This window comes from Micromonospora sp. CA-248212 (assembly GCF_050948405.1).
GTDB lineage: Bacteria > Actinomycetota > Actinomycetes > Mycobacteriales > Micromonosporaceae > Micromonospora.
The window spans coordinates 3,900,029-3,922,543 of the sequence record NZ_CP192023.1 but is presented as its reverse complement, the minus strand read 5'-3'; the positions used below and the strand labels follow the sequence as shown (position 1 = coordinate 3,922,543).

Genomic DNA, 22,515 nt, shown 5'->3' with positions numbered 1-22,515 from the left:
CGTCGCCGCCGTCCCGCGGCGCCGGACGAAGGAGTCCCATGCCCGAAGCACTGCCCGTCGCCACGGTCCGTACGCAGGTCACGGTGCCGTTGGCGTTCCCCGACGGCTACACCACCACCGTCCGGGTGTTCACGTTCAAAGGTCTGGTCGACGGTCGCGAACACCTCGCCCTCGGCCTGGGCGACTGGGCCGGCGCGCTGGACCGGCTCACCGCCGGTGGGGAGCCGCCGCTGGTCCGCCCGCACAGCGAGTGCCTGACCGGGGACGTGTTCGGCAGCCAGCGCTGCGACTGCGGGCCGCAACTGCGGGAGGCGGTGCAGCGGATCGCCGAGACCGGCGGGTTCCTGCTCTACCTGCGTCAGGAGGGCCGGGGCATCGGCCTGTACGCGAAGCTCGACGCGTACGCCCTTCAGGATGCCGGCCTGGACACCTACCAGGCCAACGTGGCGCTGGGCCGAGGCGAGGACGAGCGCGACTACACCGCCGCCGCGCAGATGCTGGCCACGCTCGACGTGCCGCGCGTACGCCTGCTCAGCAGCAACCCCGACAAGGCCGAACAGTTGACCCGGCTGGGTGTCGACGTCGTGGAACGCGTCCCCACCAGCGTCTTCCTCTCCCCGGCCAACGCCGACTACCTGGCGGCGAAGGCCGCCAAGGCGGCCGAGGCAGAGGCGGCCGAGGCAGCGGCCGAGGCCGCAGCGGCCGAGGAGCGGGCGGGCCGCACCCCTGACCGGCCCGTCTCCCGGTGAGCTGCCGGCCGGCGTCGCCACGGCCCTACGTGCTGCTGAGCTGCGCCACCTCCATCGACGGATACATCGACGACACCTCCGACCAGCGTCTGTTGCTGTCCAACGAGGACGACCTCGACCGCGTCGACGCGGTCCGGGCCGGCTGTGACGCGATCCTGGTCGGTGCCGCCACCGTCCGCCGTGACGACCCCCGCCTGCTGGTGCGATCGGCGGCGCGGCGGACCGAACGGGTGGCGTGCGGCCAGCCCGCCTCGCCGGTCAAGGTGACGCTGACGGCGCGCGGGGACCTCGACCCGACCGCGCGGTTCTTCACCGCGGGCGACTCCACCCGGCTGGTCTACTGCGCCAGCGGCGCCCTGGACAAGACCCGGGAGCGGGTCGGCGAGCTGGCCACCGTCATCGACGGGGGAGAGCCGGTCGACCTCGGCTGGGTCCTGGCCGACCTGGCGGCGCGGGGGGTGCGCCGCCTGATGGTCGAGGGTGGCGGGACGGTCCACGCCCAGTTCCTCACCGCCGGCCTCGCCGACGAGCTGCACCTGGTCGTCGCCCCGTTCTTCGTCGGCGACCGTCGGGCGCCACGCTTCGTCGACGAGGGCCGCTTCCCCTGGCATCCGGGCCGCCGGGCCCGACTGGCCGAGACGCGCCAGATCGGCGACGTGGTGTTGCTGCGCTACGCGCTCTCCGAGCGCTGCCCCGACGACTGACGGCGACGCCGCAGCGCGTACGCGAGCGCGCTGAGCAGGAAGAGCGCCCCGCTGAGCGCCAGCCAGCGCAGCAGGTACGGCCGCTGCGTCTGGCCGGTGGCCGCCTCGTGGGTCGTCTCGCCCCAGCGCAGGATGCCGGGTGCGTAGACCAGGAACAGCAGCGCCGTGCCGAGCGCCGGCACCCGCAGGTGGTTGAGCAGCACGACGCGACCGCGTGCCGCCGCGCGCAGCACGCGGTCGACGCTCGCGTACACCGGGAACAGCACCAGGTCGTGCGCGACGACCGCGCCGACGAACCAGAGCAGCATCCGGCCGAACGTCGCCTCGTCGGCGAGGCGTAGCGCCACCCAGCCGGCGAGCACGATCACCGCCGTCACCAGGGCGAGATGCCAGGGCGCCGCGCCGTAGGCCGCCCGCGGCCGAGCGGTGCGCTCAGTCATCGGTCCGCTCCCGGAAGTCGATCTCGGCGACCCACTTGGTGCAGTGCACGCCGGGCAGGGCGGGCACGATGACCCGGGCCGGATAGCCGTGGTCGGGGGAGAGGTCGACGTCGTTGACCCGCAACGCCAGCAGCGAGTCGGGATCGAGGACCTGGTTGGCCGCGAGTACCGCCGTGCGGAACAGCCCGGCCTGCTCCAGCGACGACACCCGCGCCGAGACCGGGTCGGGAACGCCGGCGAGCGCGGCCAGGTCACGAAGACGTACGCCGGTCCACCTCTGCCGGGTCGACCAGCCCTCCACGCAGGCGATGGGCAGCGCGGCCGTGTGCTGGGTCAGGGCCAGCAGGCCGGGCCGGTCCAGGGTCACCGTTCGCCCACCGCCGCGCAGCGTCAGTCGCCAGCTCGCGTCGGTCTGCTCGGGACGTACGCCGGCGGCGGCGACGGTGCGGTTGACCGGGAAGCCGTTCGGCCCGGTGCCGGGTTGTCGCCCGCGAGGCAGCAGCAGCGCGGTACGCCGCAGTGGACCGTCCAGGCTCTCCCCGATGGTCAGTACGGCCAGCAGCAGCGCGCCGCCGCCCACCAGGGCCACCGCCCCACGTCGGCTGACCGTGGCCGGGCCCGGTTCGGTCGCGACCAGGCCGTCCGGGTCGGGTGGTTCGGGTCGCGTGTCGGCGCGCGTGGTCCGCAGCTCGGTGCCCGGCGGGCGGGATCGCAGCGCGGTCACCAACCGGGGGAACTTGATGATCACGTGCGCCACGAAGGCCGCCGTGAAGATCCACGCGCCGAAGTAGTGGGCGGTGTAGAAGTCGAAGCCGAACACGTACGAGTACTGGATGTTGAGCAGGCCGGTGGCGATCTGGAACAGGATCCCGCCGACCAGCAGCAGCAGGGTGAGCCGTTCCAGCACCTGCGCCACCGAGCGGGCCGGCGGCCAGGCGAACAGCTTCGGCAGCACCGACCACAGCTTGCCCAGCACCACCGGGACGAGCACGATCCCGAGCGTCACGTGCAGGCCCTGGGTGACCCGGAACAGCCAGGACGGCCGCGTGGGCCAGTCGAAGACCGGCAGCCGCAGCCAGCCGACGTCCTGCGGGAACGCCTGGTCGAAGCGGGGGCCGTAGGCGGCGTAGTCGAGCAGCCCCGTGATGATCACCAGTGGTAGCGCCACCAGCAGCGCCGAACCGTAGACGGCGGTGAGCCAGGGACCGCGCAACGGACTGCGCCAGGCGCGTTCGGCCGCGTCCACACCCGGCGGACGATGCCGGGCCAGTCCCCGCCAGAGCCCGCGCGGCGCGCCGTAGCCGTCCGCGTCCGACACCGGGGCCCCGCTGTCGCCCGGGCCGGGCCTTGCTCCTGGCACTCGCTGTTCCCTCCTGGTCCTCACATCCCGCCGTCGTCGGCCCGCCGGGCGCGAGCGCCGGTGGCGGGCACTGCCGGCAGGTTAGACCGCAGGGGTACGACGCAGCGGGGTTTACCGCATTACCGAACGCTTACCGGGCCATCGTGGCCGGCCGAGCTGTTGCGAACTCCTTACGGCTGCGCCGAACCGGCCCGTCGGACGCCCGACCGGCCCTACCGTGTCCGACATGCGCGTACTGGTCACCGGCGCGGCCGGGTTCATCGGGTCGCAGGTCGTCGACCTGCTCGTCGAGCAGGGCCACGAGGTGGTGGCGCTGGACGCGCTGCTGCCCCAGGCGCACGGCGGGGAGCTGCCTGCCTGGTCACGTGAGCACCAGGTGGTGCGCGGCGACGTCCGGGATGGCGCCCTGCTGGATCGCCTGCTGCCCGGTGTGGACGTGGTCTGTCACCAGGCGGCGATGGTCGGCCACGGCCTGGACCCGTCGGACGGCCCCGACTACGTCACGCACAACGACTACGGCACGGCCGTGCTGCTGGCCGCCCTGCACCGGGCGGGAATCGGCCGGCTGGTGCTGGCCAGCTCGATGGTGGTGTACGGCGAGGGGCGCTACGCCTGCCCCGAGCACGCCACGGTGCGCCCCGCGCCACGGCGACCCGAGGACGTGGCGGCCGGCCGGTACGACCCGACCTGCCCCCGCTGTGGTCGGGGCCTCGACCCGGTGCTCGTGCCCGAGGACGCGCCGCTGGAGCCGCGCAGCACGTACGCCGCCAGCAAGCTCGCGCAGGAACACCTGGCCGCCGCCTGGGCCCGACAGACCGGTGGGACGGTGTGGGCGCTGCGCTACCACAACGTCTACGGCCCTCGGATGCCCCGCGACACCCCGTACGCCGGAGTAGCGTCCATCTTCCGGTCGGCGCTGGCGGCCGGCATGGCCCCGCGCGTGCTGGAGGACGGCCGGCAACGGCGGGACTTCGTGCACGTCACCGACGTGGCGCGGGCCAACCTGCTGGCGCTCACCCGCGACCTGCCACCGGCCACCCTCGTACCGGTGAACGTGTGCTCGGGCGAGCCGCACACCGTTGGGGAGCTGGCGGTCGCCCTGGCCGAGGCGATGGGCGGACCGGCCCCGCAGGTCGTGGGCGGGGCACGCGCGGCCGACGTGCGGCACGTGGTCGCCGACCCGCGCCGTGCCGCGGAACTGCTCGGCTACACCGCCCGGGTCGGCTTCGCCGACGGCGTGGCCGGCTTCGCCACCGACCCGCTCCGCGAACCAGCCGCCATAGCAGGCTGACCCCGCCCCTAACCCCCACCCCCGCCCCGCCCGGCGTGCGCCGATCTTGCACTTTCTGCTGCGACAGATGTGGGCACATAGTCCATATCGACAACCGAAACCGCAAGATCGACGCGTCAAGGGGGCGGGGAGCGCGTTGTCACTCCTATGGGCGTGATGACTGTGGGGCATCTTGATGCCTCACAGTCATCACGCCCACCGGAGTGGCCGGTCCCGCGTTGGCCGTGGCCCGGCGCGCCGGATGACCGCCCGCCTACGGCTGGCGTGCGCATGCGCCGGGCAAGCCGCGGGCCCGGTGTGGCGTGCGGCGGGGGTGGTCAGGAGACCGTCCAGAGCAGGTGGTTGACGGCCAGCGCGGTGAGCGCCTGCGCGGCCAGCCACCAGCGTCGCGAGGTCGCCGGGAGATGGGCGGTGGCGACCAGCAGCCAGCCGACGAACGGCAGCCAGATCCGCTCTACCTCGGCCTTGCTCAGCCCGGACAGGTCCGCGCCGAGGACCGCCACCAGGGCCGCCAGCGGTAGCAGCACCGTGGGGCCGGCTGCGCGTACTCCTGCTGCCGTAGGCAGGGCCAACCGCCCGGCGGCCCGCCAGCCGGGCGCGGCCGCCAGCGCGCGGCGCAGGGCCGGCCCCAGGACCGGACCGGCGCTGAGCAGCAGCGCGGCCAGGTTGGCCCACACCCAGTAGGCGTACGGGCGGTCGGCGGCCCAGCCCTGGTAGTACCGCTGGACGACGAGGTGGTAGCCGTCCCACCAGTGAAACCCCGCCGCGACGAACACCGCCGTCACGGCGGCGACGCCGACGGCGGCGGCGAGCAGCGCGCCCAGTCGGTGGGTACGGCGCAGCGCGACCACGGCCAGCGCGAGCACACCCACCAGCAGGAACCCGTACGACAGGTGCAGCGCGAAGCCGAGCACCGCCCCACCGGCCAGGGCGGCCACGCGGCCCCGGACCGCCAGCAGCGCCAGACCGGCCGCGACCACGGCGGCGAAGATGCCGTCGGCCGAGGCGCCCACCCAGACGGCCCCGGGCAGCAGCACCAGGAAGGGCACGACCGCGCGGGCCGCGTCGGGCGCGCCGAGCGCGCGCAGCGTCACCGGCACCGACACCGCGATCGTGGCGCCGAGCAGGACGCAGGCCAGCGCGGCTGCGGTGCCTCCGCCGAGGCCGACGCGGTCCAGCCAGACGAAGATGAGCAGCGCGCCCGGCGGATGGCCGGCGGTGTGGGTGGACCAGGAGTCGGGTTGGAAGTCAACGATCCGGCTGGTGAATCCGGCCAGCATCGTCGGGATGTCGGTCACGCCGGGAACCTCGTGCAGGTACTCGGCCTGCGGGGTGAGCCGTCGGGTCAGCCCCGCCGACGCGCCGTCGACCAGGGCCAACGACATGGTCCAGGCCACCGCCGTCAGCCACGCGGCAGCCAACAGGCGGCCCCACCGGGCGGTGCGGGCCCACCGGGCGCCCCAGCCCACCACCGCGACCGCCACCACCAGCGCGGCCGGGCTGCCCCAGCCGACGTGTGGCCGCCACGTCGCGTACAGCGGAGCGGCGTCCGCGTGCAGGCCGCCGCCGCGCGCGTTGAGCAGGGCCCCGACCAGCACGGCGACGCCGAGCAGCGCCGCTTCCAGCCCCAGCACGAGGAGGTCTCCGCCGGGGCGGCGAGGCGGGGTCCGCCCGGGGGCGGTGGCGTAAGCGGTGGTCGAGGCCATGACCACCGGACGGTACGGCGACAGCCCACCCTCGCGCTCGCCAATCGGCGGCCCGTCACCGGACGGTAAGAAATGCCCGGGCGGTAAGGGTTCGGTAAGCACATTTCGGCCTCCGCCGCGCGCGCGTCGCCCTAGCGTCGGCGGTATGGCGACTGAGATCGACGTGGTGCTGCCCTGCCTGGACGAGGCAGCCGCCCTGCCGGGTGTGCTCACCGCGCTGCCGCCCGGCTACCGGGCCATCGTGGTGGACAACGGCTCCCGGGACGGCTCGCCCGAGGTGGCCGTCCGGCACGGCGCCCGGGTGGTGCACGAACCCCGACGCGGGTACGGCGCGGCGGTGCACGCCGGCCTGGAGGCCGCCGACGCCGAGCTGGTGTGCGTCCTCGACGCCGACGGGTCGTTCGACCCCGCCGAGCTGCCGGCCCTGGTGGCACCCGTGTCCGCCGGTACGGCCGACCTCAGCGTGGGTCGGCGTCGGCCGGTCGGGGCGGGAGTGTGGCCGTGGCACGCCCGTGCCGGCACGGCGCTGGTCGCCGCGTTGCTGCGCCGTCGGGGCGTACCGCTGCGGGACCTCAGCCCGATCCGGGTGGCCCGCCGCCAGGCGCTGCTCGACCTCGGTGTCACCGACCGGGCCTTCGGCTACCCCCTCGAACTGCTGATCCGGGCCGCCGCCGCCGGCTGGCGCATCCACGAGACGGACGTCACCTACGCGCCGCGGGCCGCCGGCACGCGGTCCAAGGTTTCCGGTTCGGTGCGGGGCACCCTGCGTGCCACCCGCGACTTCGCCGGTGTGCTGCGGACCGTGGACGGCCCTCGGTGACCGTCCTGCTGGTGGTCGCCAAGGCGCCGGTCGCCGGGGCGGTGAAGACGCGGCTCTGCCCACCGGTCACGCCGGCCCAGGCGGCCCGGATCGCCGCCGCCGCGCTGCGCGACACCCTCGACGCCGTCCGCGCCACCCCCGGTGTCACGCCCGTGCTGGCCTGGTCGGGTCGGCTGGCCGAGGCGGAGGACGCCGACGCGTTGACCGCCGCGCTGGACGGCTGGTCGGTGCTGGAGCAGCGCGGCACCGGGCTCGGCGAGCGGCTCGCCAACGCGTACGCCGAGGTCGCTGCCGCGTACCCCGGGCGGCCGGTGGTGCAGATCGGGATGGACACGCCGCAGGTGACGCCGGGCCGGCTGGCCGCGGCGGTGGCGGGGCTGCGCGCCTCCGACGCGGTGCTCGGTCGGGCGCACGACGGCGGCTGGTGGTCGTTGGGGCTGCGCGACCCCCGGCACGCCCGGGTGTTGCGGGACGTTCCCATGTCGACGCCCGACACCGGTCGCGACACGTGGGCGGCCCTGACCGGGCGTGGCCTGCGGACCGCGCCGCTGCCGGTCCTGCGGGACGTCGACAAGTGGTCCGACGCCCTCGCGGTGGCCGTCGAGGTTCCCGGCGGACGCTTCGCCCGCCAGGTCGCGGCGGTCCGCCTCACCCTGCTGCCGGAGGGCCGGCGGTGAACCCCGTCGACACCGCCCCGGTCGAGGCCGCGCCGCCGGTACGGTCGCCGTCCGGGCCGACGCCGCGCCGGGGGTACGACGGATCCGGCGACCCCTTCGCCGCCGCGCTCGCCGCCGACCGGGTGGCCCTGCGGCGGTGGCTGGTGCACGGCGACGGGGTCCGTAGCCGGCTCCCGGTGGACCGCTGGCACGGCACGGCCGAGTCGGCGGTCACCGGCCTCGTCGCCCGCTGTGGTGGCCCGACGCTCGACCTCGGGTGCGGGCCGGGCCGGCTCACCGTGGCGCTGACCCGGGCCGGCCGGACCGCGGTCGGCGTGGACGTCTCGCCGACGGCGGTGCGGCTCACCCGCGCCCGTGGCGCGGTCGCGGTGCACGGCGACCTGTTCGGGCCGCTACCCGCCGAGGGTCGGTGGGCGCACGCGGTGCTGATCGACGGGAACATCGGCATCGGCGGCGAGCCGGTGGCGCTGCTGCGCCGTTGCCGGGACCTGCTCGCGCCGGGTGGCACGGTCCTGGTCGAGCTGGAGCGGCCCGGCGCGGGGTCGTGGCAGGGCCAGGCCCGGGTGGCCGCCGAGCAGCGGACCGGACGGGTGCTGCTGGGCCCGGTGTTCCGCTGGGCCCGGGTTGACGCGCGTGCGGTGCCCGCGGTCGCCGACGCCGCCGGCCTGGCGGTCCAGGACGTGTTCCGGCAGGGGCGGCGCTGGTTCGGTGAGCTGCGGGCGAACCGCTGAGAGGGCGGGCGTCAGGCCGCCGGCAGGCGCACCACGAACCGGCACCCACCGCCGACGTTCTGCACGTCCACCCGACCGCCGTGCGCCTCGACCAGTCCGCGTACGATCGCCAGCCCCAGCCCGCCGGAACCCTCGCCACCGGGGCGGGGCGTACGGGCCGGCTCGCCCCGGAACGCGACGTCGAACAGTCGGGGCAGGTCGTCCTCGGGGATGCCGCCGCAGGTGTCGGCGATCGCCAGCCAGGCGGCGTCGCGTTCAGATCCGGCGTCCACCCGCACCGTGCCGTCGCTCGGCGTGTAGTGCACCGCGTTGAGCAGCAGGTTGCCCACCACCCGGGCCAGCTCGGGTTCACTGGCCAGCACGGTGGGCCAGCCCGACTCGGCGGCCTCCAGTCGGATGCGCCGGGCCTTCGCCAGGGGCGCGGTGCCGGCGAGGGCGTCGGAGACGACCTCACCCAGCGGCACCGCCGACAGGGTCAGTCGCAGCGCGCCGGCGTTGATCCGGGACAGCTCGAACAGGTCGTCGACGAGTCGGGTCATCCGATCGGTCTGCACACGGATCCGCCGGTGATACTCGGCGACCGTCGCCGGGTCGTCGACCACCCGGTCCTCCAGCGCCTCGGCCATCGCCCGCAGGCCGGCCAGCGGCGTCCGCAGGTCGTGCGACACCCAGGCGACCAGGTCCCGGCGGCCCTTCTCGACCCGCCGTTCCCGCTCCCGGGCCTGGGCCGCCCAGACCGCCGCCACGGCCAGTCGACGCCCGAAGTACCAGCCCACGCCGAGGCTCACCACCGCCGCCGCGGCGACCGTGAGCAGGACGACCTGGAGGTCGTGCGGGGACAGGAACATCGCCTGGGCGACCACCACCACGCCGGCCACCACGGCGACCACGGCGATGGTGAGCAGGACGCACACGTGCACGGTGATCGACCGGTGCCGCAGCAGTCGCAGGGTCAGCGCGCCCAGCAGACCCACGCCGAGCGCGGCCGCGAGCGCCGCCCCGAAGATCAGCGCCAGGTCACGCATCGGCCGGCTCGTAGCGGTAGCCGACGCCCCAGACCGTGACGATGCGTCGTGGCTCGGCCGGGTCGTCCTCGATCTTCTCCCGCAACCGGCGGACGTGCACCGTCACCGTGGACTGGTCGCCGAAGTTCCACCCCCACACGCGTTCCAGCAGCTCGGTGCGCTTGAACGCCCGTGTCGGGTGTCGCATCAGGTGCGCCAGCAGATCGAACTCGCGCAGCGTCAGGGCCAGCTCGCGGCCGTGCAGGCGGGCGATCCGTGGCCCAGTGGCCACCTCCAGCCCCGCGTCGGCCAGCAGTTCGGCCGCCGGCGCGGCCGGCTCACCGGCCCGGCGCAGCACCGAACCGACCCGCAGCACCAGCTCCCGCGGCGAGAAGGGCTTACTCAGGTAGTCGTCGGCGCCGAGTTGCAGCCCGAGCACCCGGTCCGCCTCGTCGCCGCGCGCCGTCAGCATGATGATGGGTACGCCGTCCGGCCGCTCCCGTAGGCGCCGGCACACCTGCAACCCGTCCAGCCCGGGAAGCATCAGGTCCAGCACGACCAGGTGCGGCGGCCGGTCCTGGACGGCCTCCAGGGCGGCCAGCCCGTCCGCGACGTGACTCACCTCGTACCCGGCGTGTTCCAGGTAGCGGCAGACCACGTCGCTGACCGTCCGGTCGTCGTCGACCACGAGCACCCGCTGCGCCACCGGTCACCTCCCCGCGGCCAGCCTAGCCAGCACCGATGCGGCCGGCGATTTCGCAGACCTTGTGGTCTCCTTACGTTCCGTACCCCAATCGTCCCGACGCACCGACTGGCCGGTCCGCCTGGTGACGGCGAGGCCTGGGGTGCGCAGTGGGCTGCGTACGATGCGGGGCTGAGTTCCCTCGTCGCGGCGGAGGTATCGGGCAGATGGCAGGCCAGCACGAGGGTTTCGCCCTCGGCGTCGACCTCGGTACGTCCAACACGGTGGCCGTGCTGCGCTGGCCGGACGGTCGGACCCGGCCGGTGCTGATGGACGGTCAGCCGGTCAGCCCGTCGGCCGTGTACGCCGACCCGGACGGCACGTTGCACGTCGGCTGGGACGCCCGGCGGCTGGCGCAGGCCGATCCGGCCCGGTTCGAGGCGAACCCGAAGCGTCGGGTGGACGAGCCGACCGTGCTGCTCGGTGACCGGTCGTACCCGCCGGCGGAGTTGCTCGCCGCGGTGCTGGCGGCGGTCGCGCGGGCCGCGGTGGGTGCGGTCGGCTTCCTGCCTCCGGCCGTGCTCACCTGCCCGGCGGCCTGGGACGAGTCACGGCGGCAGGTGCTCGCCGACGCGCTGTTGCGGGCCGGATGGCCGCAGGCCGCCGAGCACACGCTCGCCGGGCCGACGCCACCGGGCACACGTCTGCTGCGTGAGCCGGTGGCCGCTGCCCGCTACTACACCCAGGTCCTGCACCGGCCGGTGCCGGTCGGTGGCGCGATCGCGGTGTTCGACTTCGGTGGCGGGACGCTCGACGTCGCGGTGTTGCGCAACGAGGGCGCCGACCCGTGGGGTGACTCCGGGTTCCTGGTGGTCGCCGACGGCGGTCTGCCCGACCTGGGCGGCCTCGACCTGGACGCGGCGCTGGTGCAGCGGGTCGGCGAGCTGCTGGGCGAGCGGCACGCCCGACGGTGGGCGCGCCTGGTCCGCCCGTCAGACCCGGCGCAGCGCCGCGACCAGGTCCGACTGTGGGACGAGGTACGCGGCGCGAAGGAGACGCTGTCCCGTTCCGCTGTGGCGCCGGTCGCGGTGCCCGGGGTGGCCGAGGCGGTGCGGTTGACGCGCGACGACGTCGAGCGGGTGGCGGCGCCGCTGTTGCGTCGTGCCGTGGAGCGCGCCCGGGAGGTGATCGCCGCGGCCGGCCTGCGCCCCGACCAGCTCGCCGGGCTGTTCCTGGTGGGCGGCTCCTCGCGGATTCCGCTGGTGGCACGAATGCTGCACGCCGAGCTGGGCGTGGCCCCGACGGTGCTGGACCAGCCGGAGCTGCCGGTGGCCGAGGGCGCGCTGACGGACCTTCCGCTGCGCCGAGCCCTGCCGGCGCACGCGGGACCGCAGGCCGTCCCGCAGGCTTCGCCGGCCGGGCCGCCCGCGCCGGCTGCGGCGTCGACCGTGCCGGCCCCGGCCGGTCCGCCGGGCGTGCCGGCTGCGGCGGAGAACGCGCCGACCGTGCCGTCGCAACCCGGGCCGGCGTCGGCCAGGCCGAGCGGATCAGCCGGGGCGGGCGGCTCGGGTTGGCAGCCGGCGCCGCCGGGCGTCGCGGGCACCCTGGTCGGCGGGGCGGGAGCCACCCCGACGCCCACCCCGCCCATCCCGAGCGGCGGTACGACTTGGCGGCGGGCCCGGTGGGTGGTGCTCGGGGCCGTGCTCGCCCTGGCCGGGGTGGCCACCGCGGCGACGCTCTACCTGCTGCGGGACCGCTATCCGGACCTGGAGTTCGGGCCGCTGCGCGAGCTGTCGAGGCCATCGGCCGGCGCCGAGCGGCCCAGCGGCATGTGGACCGCGGTGCTCGGCGACCGGGCCTATCTCGGGTACCCGCTGCCGGACGACCGGCTGGAGGTGGTCGCCGTCGACACCGGCACCGGCGACGAGCTGTGGCGCAGGCAGACCGGCGTCACCGCCGACGACTGGACCGGCCTCGTCGCCGTGCCGGGGGCGGTTGCCGTCCTCGCGGACGCGCCGGGCGACAGCACTCCGCGCGAACTGGCCGTCCTGGACGCCCGGTCCGGCGCCCAGCGCTGGCACCGGGCGGTCCGCGGCGACGACGACGTCTACTTCTCCGACGACACCGCCGTGCTGGTGGACCGGGCCGCCGGGCGGCTGGTCGGCCTGAAGCTGGGCGACGGCACCGACAAGTGGAGCAGGCCCAACCCGCGTGACCAGTACGGCGGGGCGCGTACCGTCGTCGAGCCGGTGGGCACCGACGCGGCGGCGGGCGGGCCGGCCTTCCTCGGCGGCGCTGCCCGCGACCCGTGGACCGGCAAGGGGCGACGACTCGTGCAGATCGGGGCGGACCGCTCGGCGCGGCTAGTCGACATGTCCTCCGGCTCGGTGCTGCGCGAGTGGGGCAACGTGGCCGACCTCGACGACCTGGTGGTGGCGCACGAGGACCGCCTCTTCGTGGCCCCCACCGACGGCGGGTACCAGGTGCTGGCGTACGACCTGGGTTCCGACGCGGCGCCGGTGGTCGTCTACCGGGCCGAGAACGCGGAGTACCGGCCGAAGGCGCTGGTGGCCTGCGGCGAGCGGCGGGCCTGTCTGGTGCAGGTACGCAACAGCGACGTCGAGCACACCGAGGTGGTGGCGGCGACCGAGGGGAAGTCGGCGATCTCCTGGTCGGCGCCGGGCGCGACCGGCCTGGTGCCGGTCGGCGAGCAGGTGCTCACCCAACGGGAGTACCCGAAGGCGACGGTCACCCTCTTCGACACGGCCGGCAAGGCGTTGCTGGCCGACCGCCCCGGCGTGGCGGCCCGACTGGACGCCGGCAACCTGCTCGTCTTCGCCGAGCCGACCAGCACGGTGGCGGACAACCGGAGCGTGGCCGGCGTGTGGGCCGAGTCGGGCGACGTCGACGAGTTGGGCCAGCTCGTCGACGTGCGCAGCGCGTCCTGCTCGTGGAACACGCGGGCGATCGCGTGCGGCGCAGACAAGGACTTCGTGCTGTACCGGTTCGCCGAAGACTGACCGCCGGCCGGACAGATGCCGGTGGAGTGCGCGACGGATCCGTGGCGGGCGGCCCGTAGGATGCTCCGGTGAATCTTCGGGGTACGGTCCGCGCCGATCGTCCGCTGGTGGTGCTCGCCGTGGGGGAGGAGGCCCGCTACCTGCCGGCCGAGCTGCCGGTGCTGCTCACCGGCATGGGCAAGGTCAACGCCGCCAGCGCGGTCGCGGCGGTGCTGGCGGCCGGCCCGCGTCCCAGCCTGCTGCTCAACCTGGGTACGGCCGGCGCGCTGCGCCCCGGGTGGACGGGTATCCACGAGGTCGCCACCGTGCTCCAGCACGACCTGGACACGGCTCTGCTGCGTACCCTCACCGGTCAGACCTACGGCGCGCCGCTCGCGCTGGCCGCCGAGGGCGCGGTGCTGGCCACCGGTGACACCTTCGTGGCCGACGACGACGCGCGGGACCGGCTGGCGCAGCGCGCCGACCTGGTGGACATGGAGGGGTACGCGGTGGCCTGGGCCGCCGCGCAGGCCGGGGTGCCGTGTCGGCTGGTCAAGCAGGTCAGTGACGAGGCGGGGGAGGGCGCGGCCCGGACCTGGCGGGAGTCGGTGGACGCCTGCGCCCGCGATCTCGCCGAGTGGGTCGGGCGCCACCTCGGCTGACCGCGCTGGGTCACCCGGCGGGCCCGCGCGGTCGGAGTCCGCGCGTGGTCTCCCGGTCGCCGGAGCCGGGGATCAGGACGTGCCCGGCCAGTGCGAGCGCCACGATCGCGGTGACCAGCACCGGTGGCCAACCGCCGGCCCAGGGCAGCACCAGTAACGGGAGCAGTTGCGTCGCCACCCGCCGCCACGGCACGCGGGTGGACAGCAGGTAGGTGAACAGCGCCCGGCCGAGCACGAACACCAGCGGCCCGCCGATGATCAGCATCAGCCACCAGGCCGGGGTCGTGCCGCTCGGACGGTTGACGACCAGGTCGACGGAGGCCGCCGTGATGGTCACGCCGCCCAGCAGCACCAGGTGGGTGTACGGGGCGATCCGGGTGGACCGGCCGGGCGCGGAGGCCGCCGCGGTCTCGAGCAACTCGCCGGCGCGAAACACGTAGATCTGCCAGAGCAGCAGCATGATGGCGAACGCGCAGAGCAGGGCAGCGATCCGGAGGCGGTCGAATTCGCTGCGGCTGAGCTCCAGGGTGGGTATCAGGATGATGTCGCCGAGGGCCAGGATGACGAACTGCTGGTACCGCTCGCCCAGGTGCGCGGTGGTCCGGTCGTACTGGTCGAGAGGCACCCGGCCGAGCCACGGGGTGGGGTAGCGCGCCGCCGCGGCGAGCACGTCGATCGCGATCGCGGTGGTCCAGATCCACAACCGCCCCGAGTCGACCAGCACGCCGATGATCCAGAGGACACCGGAGACCAGGAACCAGAACAGGAACCGGGTGGCTCGCGCCATGGCCGCTCGGTGCCGCTGCCGGTACAACGTGCTGACCAGGACAATGCCGCGCACCACGTGGGTGCCGACGTAGGCGAGCGCGAATACCGTGGCCTGCCCTCTGGTGATCATCGGCAGCGCCGCCGCCATCCCGACCGACCCGACCATGGCCACCATGAGGATGAGCTGGATCGGGCGCTGCTGCGGATCGTAGAACTCGGTGGTGGTCGTGGTGACCGACCACGTCCACCAGATCGCGGTCAGCATCAGCGCCACCGCCGTGCTGCGGCGCCAGGAATGCTCGTCGGCGAGCAGCGTCGAGGTCTGCGCGAGCGCGGCCACGAAGACCACGTCGAAGAGCAGTTCGAGCAGCGTCGCCCGGGTCGACCCGTCCGGCCGGCGTACCAGCGCCGCGGTGCCTCCGGTGGTCATGCCCGGCCTCCCGCCGTGTCTTCGAGGATTATCGGCGGCGGGGGCGCGGCGCGTCCCCGGTTCGGCGATTCCCGCTGAGCGGGGAAGAGGGCGACCGGAGGTTGCCACGGCGGGCCCCCCGGGTGACGCTTGTCGGCATCCATAGATCTCGATCTCCGTCGGAGGTTCGGATGCGTCGTTCGCCGCTCGTCGCCCTCGTCCTGACCGCCCTGCTGCTCGTCGCGCCGGGCGCGGCACAGGCCGCCCTCCCCGCTCATGCCGCGCCCGACGCGGCCGGCGCCCTGTCCGGGGTACGCACGCCGGGCGTCGCCTGGGGCGCCGACCCGGCCACCGGCCGGATGACCGTCACCGTCGACGACACGGTGACGCCCGCCGACCTGGCGAGGCTGCGGGCGGTGGCCGATCGCGCCGGCGCGCTGCTGCGCCGGGAGCCCGGCACGCTGCGCACCCTGATCGCCGCCGGCCAGGGCATCTACGGTGGCGGTAGTCGTTGCTCGCTGGGCGCGAACGTGCGCAGTGGCAGTACCTACTACGTGGTTACCGCCGGGCACTGCACCGGGACCGTCAGCACCTGGTACGCCGACAGCGCGCAGACCACCGTCCTGGGCACCCGCACCGGCACCAGCTACCCGGGCAACGACTACGGGCTGATCCGCTACACGGGCCGGATCGCGCATCCGAGCGCCGTCTACACCTATCCCGGGCTGCTGACCATCAACGGACCCGGCACCGCGTACGTGGGTCAGGCGGTGTGCCGCAGCGGCGTTACCACCGGCGTGCGCTGCGGCACGGTCACCGGGCTCAACCAGACCGTCAACTACGCCACCGGCGTGGTCTACGGCCTGATCCGCACCAACATCTGCGCCGAGCCGGGGGACAGCGGCGGGCCGCTGTACGTGGCGTCCACCGGCACCATCATCGGCATCCTGTCCGGGGGCAGCGGCAACTGCACGTCCGGTGGAACGACCTACTACCAGCCCATCGCGGAGGTGCTGGCGGCGTACGGACTGACCCTGCCCTGATCGCTGTTGCGCTCAGCGCAACGGGTTGCTCACGTGGCACAATGCGCCTAGGCTCGGCGGGACCCCGGACCCCTCCCCGAGGACGTGCGCCGCGATGCCGAGCGAGCCCCGACCCGACCGCACGGCCACCTCGACCGGCCCGCCGCCGGCCGAGGTGGTCACGGTGGGCGAGACCATGGTGATGCTGTGCCCGCCCGCGGGCGAGCCGCTGGAGCGCGCCGAACGCGTCACCGTCTCGGTCGGCGGCGCGGAGTCCAACGTGGCCGGCTACCTGGCCCGGCTCGGCCACCGGGCGACCTGGGTGGGCCGGGTCGGCGACGACCCCTTCGGCCGGCTCGTCGTGCGGCACGTCGCCGACACCGGTGTCGACGTCGACCTGGTGGCGGTGGACCCGGCCGCACCCACCGGCCTCTACGCCAAGGACCCCGGCCCCACGGCCACCGCCGTGCACTACTACCGGGCCGGCTCGGCCGCGTCCCGAATGGACGGCGACGCGCTGGCCGACCCACGGCTGGCCGGCGCACGGGTGCTGCACCTGTCCGGGATCACCCCGGCGCTCTCGGCCTCCTGCCGGGCGCTGGTCGAGCGCGCGGTGACCGACCGGCCACTACCGGGCGCGCTGGTCAGCTTCGACGTCAACCACCGGGCCCGGCTCTGGCCCGCCGAACGGGCCGCGCCCGTGCTGCGCGACCTCGCCGACCGCAGCGACCTGGTCTTCGTCGGGCAGGACGAGGCGTACGCCCTCTGGGGCACGAGCGATCCGGCCGCCGTACGCCGACTGCTGCCCGGCCCCCAGGCGGTGGTCGTCAAGGACGGTGCGGTCTGTGCCACCGTCCTGTTCCGCGACGCCGAGCCGGTCGTCGTCCCGGCCCCCCGCGTGTCGGTGGTGGAACCGGTGGGCGCGGGTGACGCCTTCGCCGCCGGCTACCTGGCCGGACTGCTGCGCGACCTCGACCCGACGCGACGGCTGCGCCTCGGTCACCTCGTCGCCGCGCAGGCGCTGGGCAGCACCGGTGACGACGCGCCGCTGCCGCCCTGGTCGTGGTTCGAACGGCTGATCGACGGTCCCTGGTCGCCACCCGACCTGACCGCCGCCCGAGCAGAGGGCTGAGGGGTGTCCGAGGGCGTCGACCGGGCGATGCGCGCGCTCGAACTCCTGGCCCGCGAGCCGGCGCAGCTCGGCGGCGTGGCCACCCACCTGGGCGTGCACAAGTCCACCGCGCTGCGCCTGCTGCAGTCGCTCGAGGCGGGTGGCTTCGCGCGCCGCGCCGACGGCGGCTGGACGGTGGGTCTGCGGCTGATCGACCTCGCCCAGCAGGCCCTGGACTCGCTGGACGTCCGCGCGGTGGCCCGCCCCCACCTGGCGGCGCTGGGCCGCGACTGCGGGCACACCATCCACCTCGCGCAGGTGGTCGACGACGACCTCGTCTACGTCGACAAGATCGAGGCCCGGGGTCAGGTCCGCATGTACTCCCGGATCGGCCGCACCGCGCCGCTGCACGCCAGCGGGGTGGGCAAGGTGGTGCTCGCGTACGGTCCGACGTCCCGGGTGTCCCAGCTGGTCGACGGCGGCACGCTGCCGGCGTACACCCCGGGCACCATCTGCGACCCGGCGGAGCTGCGCACGGAGCTGGCGGCCGTCGCCGCGCAGGGCTGGGCCGCCGACGACGGCGAGTTCGAGCCGCTGATCAACTGTGTGGCGGCACCGGTCCGACAGGCCGACGGCGCGGTCACGGCCGCGGTGTCGGTGACCGCGCCGACGGTGGTGGCCACCCTCGCCGACCTGCGCGCCCTACTACCCCGACTGCTGGCCACCACCCAGCAGATCTCCCGCGACCTCGGATGGAGTGGACCATGACCACAACGGACTTCGCGCACCTCTTCGGCGGCGCCCGGGTGATGGCGATCCTGCGCGGCCTGCCGGTCGCCGAGACGGTCCGGCTCGCCGAGCGCGCCTGGGACCTCGGCATCGAGGTGGTGGAGGTGCCGGTCGCCACCGCCGACGCGGTGCCCGCCCTGCGCGCCGCCATCAAGGCGGGCGCGGCGCGGGGCCGGATCGTCGGGGCCGGCACGGTGCTCGACGACGAGACGGTCGCGGCCGCCGCCGACGCGGGCGCCGCGTTCACCGTCGCGCCCGGCCTGGACCTCGCGGTGGCCGACGCCGCCGCCGCGCGCGGTCTGCCGCACCTGCCCGGCGTGGCCACCCCCACCGAGGCGCAGGCGGCGCTGCGGCACGGCCTCACCTGGCTCAAGGCGTTCCCCGCCATCTCCCTCGGCCCAGCCTGGTTCAAGGCCATCGCCGGCCCCTTCCCGCAGCTCCGCTTCGTCGCGACAGGCGGCCTGGACGCCACAAACGCCGCCGCGTTCCTGGACGCCGGCGTACGCGTGGTAGCAGTCGGCTCAGCCCTAACCGACCCCACCCAGCTAGACCACCTAGCCAAACTAACCACCCAAGCCTGACCCGCCCCGCCCCCGCCCCGCCCGCCGGTCTGCGCCGTCGATCATGGACTTGTGGTGGGGGCGCGAAAGCCGCCTTTCACTCGACATCGGGCACCACAACTCCTTGATCGACGGGAGCGGGGGCGGGAGCGGGGCGGGAGCGGGGCGGGAGCGGGGGCGGGGGGCGGGTGGGGTGGGGGGGTGGCGGGTTTGTGCCATGGCGTGAACGCGCCGGGGGTCGGCGGGGTGGGACAGCGGGGCGTTGCCTTGATGCTGTGCTGCGTACCGCTCCTCGACACAAAGAGGTCATCGTGGCTCTGTCTCCCAGGCGTCGCCGATCCGGGCTGATCGCCCTCGGTACCGCCCTCGCTCTGACCGCCGGGTTCACCCCACCCGGCACGGGGGCGTCCGCCGCCCCGCCCGGCAATCCCACCCGCCCGACCGGCCAACCGCCCGCGGCCCCGGGTCGGGCGTCCACCGTCACCCTGATCACCGGGGACCTCGTCACGGTCACCACGGCGGCCGACGGCAGCACCGTCACGGCCGTTCGCCGGCCCGACGGCAGCACGCCGACCTTCCACCGCACCGTGCTGGACGGCGACACCTACGTCTACCCGGACGCCGCGCTGCCGTACGTCACGAGCGGCCTGGTCGACAAGCGGCTGTTCAACGTCACGGATCTGATCGCCGACGGGTACGACGACGCGCACACGAACGCGCTGCCGCTGATCGTCACCCTGACCGACGCCGCGGCCCGCGCCCGTACCCGCCCCACTGTGGACGGCTCCGAGCTGGTGCGGCCCCTGGACAGCGTGCGGGGCGCGGCGCTGACCCGCCCGCGCGAGAGCGCCGAGAAGTTCTGGGGCGCGCTGACCGCCGACCCGGCCCGCCGGACCGGCGGAACCCCGACGCTCGCGAGCGGCATCGCCAAGGTCTGGCTGGACGGCCGGGTCCGGGGAGACCTCGCCGAGTCGACCGCGCAGATCGGCGCGCCGAAGCTGTGGGCCGAGGGCAACACCGCCGCCGGTGTGGACGTCGCCGTCCTCGACACGGGGGCGGACGCCGAGCACCCGGACCTCGCCGGCCAGATCGCCGCGTCCAGCAGTTTCGTGCCGGACGAGCCCGACATCCTCGACTACCAGGGACACGGCACGCACACCGCCTCGACGATCGCCGGCACCGGCGCCGCGTCCGGGGGCGTCGAGCGGGGTGTCGCCCCCGGCGCGCGGCTGCACGTCGGCAAGGTGCTCAACAGCGAGGGCGGCGGGCAGGACTCGTGGATCATCGCCGGCATGGAGTGGGCGGCCCGGGAGCAGAAGGCCCGGATCATCAGCATGAGCCTGGGTGGTGAGTCCACCGACGGCAGCGACCCGCTGAGCCAGGCCGTCGACCGGCTCAGCGCCGAGACCGGCGCGCTCTTCGTGGTCGCCGCCGGCAACAGCGGCCCGGCGAGCATCGGCAGCCCCGGCGCGGCGAACTCCGCGCTCACCGTGGGCGCCGTCGACTCGACCGACCACCTCGCCGACTTCTCCAGCCAGGGCCCGCGCGCCGGCGACGGTGGCCTCAAACCCGAGATCACCGCACCCGGCGTGGACATCCTGGCCGCGCGCTCGCACCTGGTGCGCGGCGGCTCCGGGGACTACACGCTGATGAGCGGCACCTCGATGGCGACTCCGCACGTGGCCGGCACGGCCGCGCTGGTCGCCGCCGCGCACCCCGACTGGACCGGGCAGCGCATCAAGGAGGCGCTGGTCAGCACCGTCAAGGCCACCCCGGACTACACCCCGTACCAGGCCGGTGCCGGGCGGGTGGACGCGGTCGCCGCCGTACACGCCACCGTCTTCGCCACCCCGAGCGCCTACTCCGGCTTCCAGGCCTGGCCGCAGCAGCCGGGTGCGACGGTCGACCGGACGGTCACCTACACCAACGTCGGCGCCGCGCCGGTCACCCTGAAGCTCGCCCTCGACGCGCCGAGCGCCCCGGCCGGTCTCTTCGCCCTCGCCGCCGACACGGTGACCGTGCCCGCGAACGGCACCGCCACCGTCACCCTCACCGCCGCGTACGACAAGCTTCCGGTCGAGAAGCAGGTCAGCGGCATGATCATCGCCACCGACGCCGCCGGTACGGTCCGCGGTCGCACCCTGATCGGGGCGAGCCGGGAGGGTCAGCGGCAGAACCTGACGCTGGTCGCGAAGGGCCGGGACGGCAAGCCGCTCGCCGGCAAGGTCCTGCTCACCACCGATGGCCTGTTCACCGCCGTCGACCTGCCCGAGAGCGGCACCGCGACGCTGCGGCTGCCGGTGGCGAGCTGGTCCGGTTGGATCACCGCCGACGTGCGCGGTGTGCACGGGCCGCGCTCCAAGGGCATGGCGATGCTCAGCTTCGTCGACGTCGACCTGAGCGCCGACCGCACCGTCGTCCTCGACGCGCGCAAGGCCCGGCAGGTGCGGGCCGAGGTGCCGCAGGAGGCCACCGCCACCTCGCTGCGGATGGACATCCACCGGTCCACCGGCAACAGCCTCACCGAGAGTCAGGTGCTGCCCGACGACTCGTACGACAGCATGTGGGCGTTGCCGACGGGCCGGGCGGTCACCGACGGCGAGTTCGAGTTCGGCGCGCGGTGGCGGCTGGAACAGCCGGCGCTGACCGTGGCGGCCGGCGGCCGGTCGTACGACGATCTGCTGGTGAAGCGCTCGACCCCGGCGTTGCCGGCGGGTCGGCGCCAGCTCGACGCGGTCTACGTCGCCGACGCGTCGGCGGCCGGGCTGGCGAAGCGGCCGGTCCGGGACCGGGCGGTGGTGGTCCGGCGCAGTGACACCGTGGACGTCGCCACCCAGGCGCAGGCCGCCGCGGCGGCCGGGGCGAAGTTGCTGCTGGTGGTCAACGACGGCGTCGGCCGGCTCCAGCCGTGGGACGAGTCGTTGTGGAGCCCGGAGATCCCGGCCCCGCTGACCGTGGCGACCCTCACCGCCGACGAGGGTGACCAACTCGTCGCGGCGTTGGAGCGCGGCCCGGTGCGGCTGACCGTCGAGTCGCACCCGGAGACGACCTACCTGTACGACGTGGTCCACCACTGGAGCGGCGCGGTGCCGGTCGACCCGACCTACCGGTTCACGAAGCGGCAACTGGCCCGGGTGGACGTGGAGTTCCGCAACTACCGGCAGGGCCGGGCGCTGGAGTTCCGCAACGACATCTGGAAGGGCTTCGCGTCCGGCAACCAGGAGATCGCACCGGCGCAGGGCCGACGCACCGACTGGGTGAGCGCCGACCAGCGCTGGCTCGACGACGCGTTCATCCCCGGGGAGACCGGGCAGCACCCGATGGCGGTGGCCACCTACGCGGCGAACAAGCCGAGCACGGTCACCTGGTTCGGGCCCATCCAGCGCCCCCGCATGGGTGGGAGCTACGTTCCCGTGCGCTACCTGGACACCGTCTACCTGCCCGCGCCCGGGTGGGGCGACGGCGGCGGGCACGTCGGTGAGGCGTACGCCAACTTCGACATGGTCAACCGGACCACCCTCTACCAGGGGGACAAGGAGCTGAACTGGGGTAACGCCGAGTACCTCCAGGTGGGCGGCCTGTCCGCGCAGCGGCTGCCGTACCGCCTGGTGGTGGAGAACGACCGGGCGGCCTGGACCAACCCGTACTCCCGGCAGACCCGCACCGAGTGGGGCTTCAGCTCGGCGGCCACCGGCGCGGAGTCGGCCGAGGTGTTGCCGATGATCCAGCTCGACTACCAGGTGGCCATCGACCGCGACGGCACGGCGTCCCGGCGGGCGCCGCTCACCGTGGTCGCTTCCCACCTGGCCGGCGTCTCGGCGACGGTGGGTCCGGTCACCGTCGAGGTGTCCTACGACGACGGCAGGACGTGGCAGAAGCCGCGCCTCACCCGGCACGGTGACGGCTGGAGCGCCGCGCTGGACGCGCCGGCGAAGGCCACTTTCGTGAGCCTGCGGACGACCGCACGGGACACGGCCGGCAACACCGTGAGCCAGAGCATCACGAGGGCGTTCGGCCTGCGGTAGTGCCGG

Annotated in this window: 19 protein-coding genes; 13 read left to right on the top strand and 6 right to left on the bottom strand. The window is 74.7% G+C overall.

Annotation, left to right across the window (positions count from 1 at the left end; translation table 11 throughout):
• Window positions 1-38: 38 nt before the first annotated feature.
• Window positions 39-749 (top strand): GTP cyclohydrolase II, encoded by a 711-nt coding sequence (locus ACQP03_RS18790; protein WP_357117794.1) that lies wholly within the window; start codon window positions 39-41, stop codon window positions 747-749.
• Window positions 746-1,453 carry a RibD family protein gene (locus tag ACQP03_RS18785; RefSeq protein ID WP_357169601.1) on the top strand — a complete coding sequence of 236 codons (708 nt, stop codon included), beginning with the start codon at window positions 746-748 and terminating at the stop codon, window positions 1,451-1,453. The genes ACQP03_RS18790 and ACQP03_RS18785 overlap by 4 nt, the downstream gene beginning before the upstream one ends.
• Here the strand turns inward: ACQP03_RS18785 and ACQP03_RS18780 are convergent.
• Together ACQP03_RS18780 and ACQP03_RS18775 are read right to left on the bottom strand one after the other, a co-directional pair.
• On the bottom strand, window positions 1,420-1,893 hold the full coding sequence (locus ACQP03_RS18780; protein WP_357169604.1) for a hypothetical protein: 474 nt from the start codon (window positions 1,891-1,893) through the stop codon (window positions 1,420-1,422). The genes ACQP03_RS18785 and ACQP03_RS18780 overlap by 34 nt on opposite strands.
• Window positions 1,886-3,253 (bottom strand): molybdopterin-dependent oxidoreductase, encoded by a 1,368-nt coding sequence (locus ACQP03_RS18775; RefSeq protein ID WP_396832972.1) that lies wholly within the window; start codon window positions 3,251-3,253, stop codon window positions 1,886-1,888. The genes ACQP03_RS18780 and ACQP03_RS18775 overlap by 8 nt, the downstream gene beginning before the upstream one ends.
• Before the next feature lie 226 nt (window positions 3,254-3,479).
• Between ACQP03_RS18775 and ACQP03_RS18770 the strand changes: the two genes are divergently transcribed.
• Window positions 3,480-4,544 (top strand): NAD-dependent epimerase/dehydratase family protein, encoded by a 1,065-nt coding sequence (locus ACQP03_RS18770; protein ID WP_357117807.1) that lies wholly within the window; start codon window positions 3,480-3,482, stop codon window positions 4,542-4,544.
• A 317-nt stretch (window positions 4,545-4,861) separates the two neighbouring features.
• On the opposite strand, the gene ACQP03_RS18765 is transcribed toward ACQP03_RS18770, so the two are convergent.
• Entirely contained in the window at window positions 4,862-6,250 is a 1,389-nt protein-coding gene (locus tag ACQP03_RS18765; RefSeq protein ID WP_433457711.1) for a hypothetical protein, read from the bottom strand.
• Window positions 6,251-6,395: 145 nt separating this feature from the next.
• On the opposite strand from ACQP03_RS18765, the gene ACQP03_RS18760 reads away from it, so the two are divergent.
• Genes ACQP03_RS18760 through ACQP03_RS18750 form a run of 3 tightly spaced genes read left to right on the top strand, consistent with a single transcriptional unit; the run spans window position 6,396 to window position 8,478 of the window.
• Window positions 6,396-7,070, top strand: coding sequence for a glycosyltransferase family 2 protein (locus ACQP03_RS18760; RefSeq protein WP_357117810.1), 675 nt, complete (start codon window positions 6,396-6,398; stop codon window positions 7,068-7,070).
• Window positions 7,067-7,747, top strand: a complete 681-nt coding sequence (locus tag ACQP03_RS18755) for a TIGR04282 family arsenosugar biosynthesis glycosyltransferase (RefSeq protein WP_357169610.1) — start codon at window positions 7,067-7,069, stop codon at window positions 7,745-7,747. The genes ACQP03_RS18760 and ACQP03_RS18755 overlap by 4 nt, the downstream gene beginning before the upstream one ends.
• On the top strand, window positions 7,744-8,478 hold the full coding sequence (locus ACQP03_RS18750; RefSeq protein WP_396832975.1) for a class I SAM-dependent methyltransferase: 735 nt from the start codon (window positions 7,744-7,746) through the stop codon (window positions 8,476-8,478). Before ACQP03_RS18755 ends, ACQP03_RS18750 begins: the two co-directional genes overlap by 4 nt.
• A gap of 11 nt (window positions 8,479-8,489) precedes the next feature.
• Here the strand turns inward: ACQP03_RS18750 and ACQP03_RS18745 are convergent, their stop codons facing one another.
• Both ACQP03_RS18745 and ACQP03_RS18740 read right to left on the bottom strand, forming a co-directional pair.
• The gene (locus ACQP03_RS18745) at window positions 8,490-9,503 is read right to left on the bottom strand and encodes a sensor histidine kinase (protein WP_357117816.1); all 1,014 of its coding nucleotides are present in this window, start codon (window positions 9,501-9,503) and stop codon (window positions 8,490-8,492) included.
• Entirely contained in the window at window positions 9,496-10,188 is a 693-nt protein-coding gene (locus ACQP03_RS18740; RefSeq protein ID WP_357117819.1) for a response regulator transcription factor, read from the bottom strand. Before ACQP03_RS18740 ends, ACQP03_RS18745 begins: the two co-directional genes overlap by 8 nt.
• A 203-nt stretch (window positions 10,189-10,391) precedes the next feature.
• Between ACQP03_RS18740 and ACQP03_RS18735 the strand changes: the two genes are divergently transcribed.
• Both ACQP03_RS18735 and ACQP03_RS18730 read left to right on the top strand, forming a co-directional pair.
• Window positions 10,392-13,184 (top strand): Hsp70 family protein, encoded by a 2,793-nt coding sequence (locus ACQP03_RS18735; RefSeq protein ID WP_357169613.1) that lies wholly within the window; start codon window positions 10,392-10,394, stop codon window positions 13,182-13,184.
• Window positions 13,185-13,252: 68 nt separating this feature from the next.
• On the top strand, window positions 13,253-13,825 hold the full coding sequence (locus tag ACQP03_RS18730; RefSeq protein WP_357117825.1) for a nucleosidase: 573 nt from the start codon (window positions 13,253-13,255) through the stop codon (window positions 13,823-13,825).
• A 10-nt stretch (window positions 13,826-13,835) separates the two neighbouring features.
• Here ACQP03_RS18730 and ACQP03_RS18725 read toward each other — a convergent pair whose 3' ends face one another.
• Window positions 13,836-15,023, bottom strand: a complete 1,188-nt coding sequence (locus ACQP03_RS18725; RefSeq protein WP_357117828.1) for a low temperature requirement protein A — start codon at window positions 15,021-15,023, stop codon at window positions 13,836-13,838.
• Between the two features lie 170 nt (window positions 15,024-15,193).
• Between ACQP03_RS18725 and ACQP03_RS18720 the strand changes: the two genes are divergently transcribed.
• The 5 genes from ACQP03_RS18720 to ACQP03_RS18700 all read left to right on the top strand — a co-directional run bounded on the left by ACQP03_RS18720 (window position 15,194) and on the right by ACQP03_RS18700 (window position 22,509).
• A complete protein-coding gene (locus ACQP03_RS18720; protein ID WP_357169616.1) occupies window positions 15,194-16,045 on the top strand; it encodes a S1 family peptidase in 852 nt (283 codons plus the stop codon).
• Window positions 16,046-16,139: 94 nt separating this feature from the next.
• Window positions 16,140-17,156, top strand: coding sequence for a sugar kinase (locus tag ACQP03_RS18715; protein WP_357169619.1), 1,017 nt, complete (start codon window positions 16,140-16,142; stop codon window positions 17,154-17,156).
• A gap of 3 nt (window positions 17,157-17,159) precedes the next feature.
• A complete protein-coding gene (locus tag ACQP03_RS18710) occupies window positions 17,160-17,903 on the top strand; it encodes an IclR family transcriptional regulator (protein WP_357117838.1) in 744 nt (247 codons plus the stop codon).
• Complete coding sequence (locus tag ACQP03_RS18705; RefSeq protein WP_357117841.1) at window positions 17,900-18,505, top strand: bifunctional 4-hydroxy-2-oxoglutarate aldolase/2-dehydro-3-deoxy-phosphogluconate aldolase; 606 nt, start codon at window positions 17,900-17,902, stop codon at window positions 18,503-18,505. Before ACQP03_RS18710 ends, ACQP03_RS18705 begins: the two co-directional genes overlap by 4 nt.
• A 290-nt stretch (window positions 18,506-18,795) precedes the next feature.
• Complete coding sequence (locus ACQP03_RS18700) at window positions 18,796-22,509, top strand: S8 family serine peptidase (protein WP_433457705.1); 3,714 nt, start codon at window positions 18,796-18,798, stop codon at window positions 22,507-22,509.
• Window positions 22,510-22,515 lie beyond the last annotated feature (6 nt).